Source organism: Microbacterium sp., assembly GCF_041909575.1.
Taxonomy (GTDB): Bacteria; Actinomycetota; Actinomycetes; order Actinomycetales; family Microbacteriaceae; genus Microbacterium.
In genome coordinates this window covers 1,667-4,125 of record NZ_JAYRDE010000166.1, presented here as the reverse complement: position 1 = coordinate 4,125, position 2,459 = coordinate 1,667, and the positions used below count along the sequence as shown (strand labels likewise).

Sequence of the window (2,459 nt, the reverse complement as noted above, 5' to 3'; positions counted from 1 at the left end):
AGGCCGCGAAGGCCGAGGCTGCGAAGGCCGAGGCGGCGCTGGCCGAGGCCGCCGACGGCGCGGAAGCCGACGAGGCGCGTGGGCCCGCGGGAGCGCCCGCCCCGGATGCGCAGGCGCCGGTCCCCGTTGGCGAACCCGCCCCCTCGCCGACGCACGCAGCCCCCGCGAACGGCGGTCCTCTCACGCAGGCCGATGTGGCGAAGATCGCCGCCGGATACGCCTTCGAGGGCGCCACGCTCGACCTCGGCGCCGTCGTCAACGGCGACCCCGTCCCCGACGCCCAGGTGCGCATCCCCCTCGGCATGATGAATCGGCACGGCCTGGTCGCGGGCGCCACCGGCACCGGCAAGACGCGCACGCTGCAGGGGCTGGCCGAGCAGCTGGCCGCGAAGGGCGTGCCGGTGTTCGCGGCCGACATCAAGGGCGACCTGTCCGGCGTCGCGACCCCCGGCGAGGCGAACGAGAAGCTGCTGGCGCGGACGCAGGCGATCGGGCAGGACTGGAAGCCGGAGGCCTCGGTCACGGACTACTTCGCCCTCGGCGGCATCGGCAAGGGCGTGCCCGTTCGCGCCACCGTCTCGGGGTTCGGTCCGCTGCTGCTGAGCAAGGTGCTCGGGCTCAACGAGACGCAGGAGTCCAGCCTCGGTCTGGTGTTCCACTACGCCGACCAGCAGGGTCTCGCGCTCGTCGATCTGGCGGACCTCCGCGCCGTGCTGACCTATCTCACCAGCGACGAGGGCAAGGCCGAGCTCAAGGAGCTCGGCGGGCTCTCGGCCGCGACGGCGGGGGTGATCCTCCGCGAGCTCATCACGTTCGCCGACGACGGCGCGGACGTGTTCTTCGGCGAGCCGGAGTTCGAGGTCACCGACTTCCTCCGCACGGCCGCCGACGGTCGCGGTGTCATCAGCCTGCTCGAGGTGCCGGGCGTCGTCGACAAGCCGGCACTGTTCTCGACCTTCCTGATGTACCTGCTCGCCGAGCTCTTCGAGCTGCTTCCCGAGGTCGGCGACCTCGACAAGCCGAAGCTCGTGTTCTTCTTCGATGAGGCCCACCTGCTCTTCACGGACGCGTCGAAGGACTTCCTCGCCGCGATCGTGCAGACGGTGCGGCTCATCCGCTCGAAGGGCGTCGGCGTGTTCTTCGTCACGCAGACGCCGAAGGACGTGCCGTCGGACGTGCTCGCGCAGCTGGGCTCCCGCGTGCAGCACGCGCTGCGCGCGTTCACGCCGGACGACGCCAAGGCGCTCCGGGCGACCGTCGGCACCTACCCGAAGTCGGGGTACGACCTCGAGCGGGTGCTCCAGGAGCTCGGTACGGGCGAGGCGATCGTCACCGTGATGAGCGAGAAGGGCGCGCCCACGCCGGTCGCCTGGACGCGGCTGCGCGCGCCGCAGGGCCTCATGTCGCCCACGCCCGACCCGGCGATCGAGGCCGCCGTGAAGGCATCCCCGCTGCTGGCGAAGTACGGCACGGCGATCGACCGCGAGTCGGCGCGGGAGATCCTGGCGGCGAAGATGCAGGCCGCCGACGCCGCCGCCGCGGCCGAGGAGGCGGCGCTCGCGAAGGCGAAGACCGACGCCGAGCTCGCCACGCAGCAGGCGGCGATCGACAAGGCTCAGGCCGCTGCCGACAAGAAGGCGCAGCAGGAGTACGAGCGGCTCCTGAAGAAGACGCAGGGCAGCACACGTACTTCCCGCACCGCGCAGAAGTCGCCGATCGAGCAGATCCTGGGCTCGAAGGCGACGCAGACGATCCTCTCCGGCGTGATCCGCGGCGTCTTCGGCACCGGCCGCCGCTGACCCCTTCCCCGCCCCGGGCCCGCGTCCGGGGCGAAAGTCATCTCGCACGGCGGCGGGGGCGAGGACGGGCGGGGGAGCGCCTAGCCTGGAGGCATGGCGAGGAAGCCCCCGACGCACGACATCGACGAGACGGGCGTGCGCGCCGGGAAGGCGAAGAAGGTCGCCGTCGGTGTTCCCGCCGTGCTGCACGCGCTGCAGATCTCCCAGCAGCAGATGGGCATCGCCCGCTCCGTGCAGACGCTCGTCCGCGTGAACCAGAAGGACGGCTTCGACTGCCCAGGCTGCGCGTGGCCGGAGGAGGACAAGCGCCACGTCGCGGAGTTCTGCGAGAACGGCGCGAAGGCGGTAGCCGAGGAGGCGACGCTGCGCCGCGTCGGACCGGAGTTCTTCGCGGCGCACTCGATCGACGAGCTCCGAGGGCACGACGACTGGTGGCTCGGTCAGCAGGGGCGGCTGACGCATCCGATGATCCTCGACGAAGGGGCCACGCACTACCGCCCGATCGGCTGGGACGACGCGCTGCGCGAGATCGCCGGCGCGATGACGTCCCTGGACGATCCCGACGACGCGGTCTTCTACACGTCCGGGCGCACGTCGAATGAGGCGGCCTTCCTCTACCAGCTGCTCGTGCGGGGGCTCGGGACCAACAACCTCCCGGAC

At 71.8% G+C, this 2,459-nt stretch carries 2 protein-coding genes; both read left to right on the top strand.

Features of this window, described 5'->3' with window-relative positions; translation table 11 throughout:
* Positions 1-1,799: helicase HerA-like domain-containing protein (locus ACE3O1_RS14995; protein WP_374316411.1), on the top strand; the 1,799-nt coding region annotated here is incomplete at its 5' end.
* Between the two features lie 93 nt (positions 1,800-1,892).
* A partial coding sequence (locus ACE3O1_RS14990; RefSeq protein ID WP_374316409.1) for a molybdopterin-dependent oxidoreductase occupies positions 1,893-2,459 on the top strand: 567 nt, incomplete at its 3' end.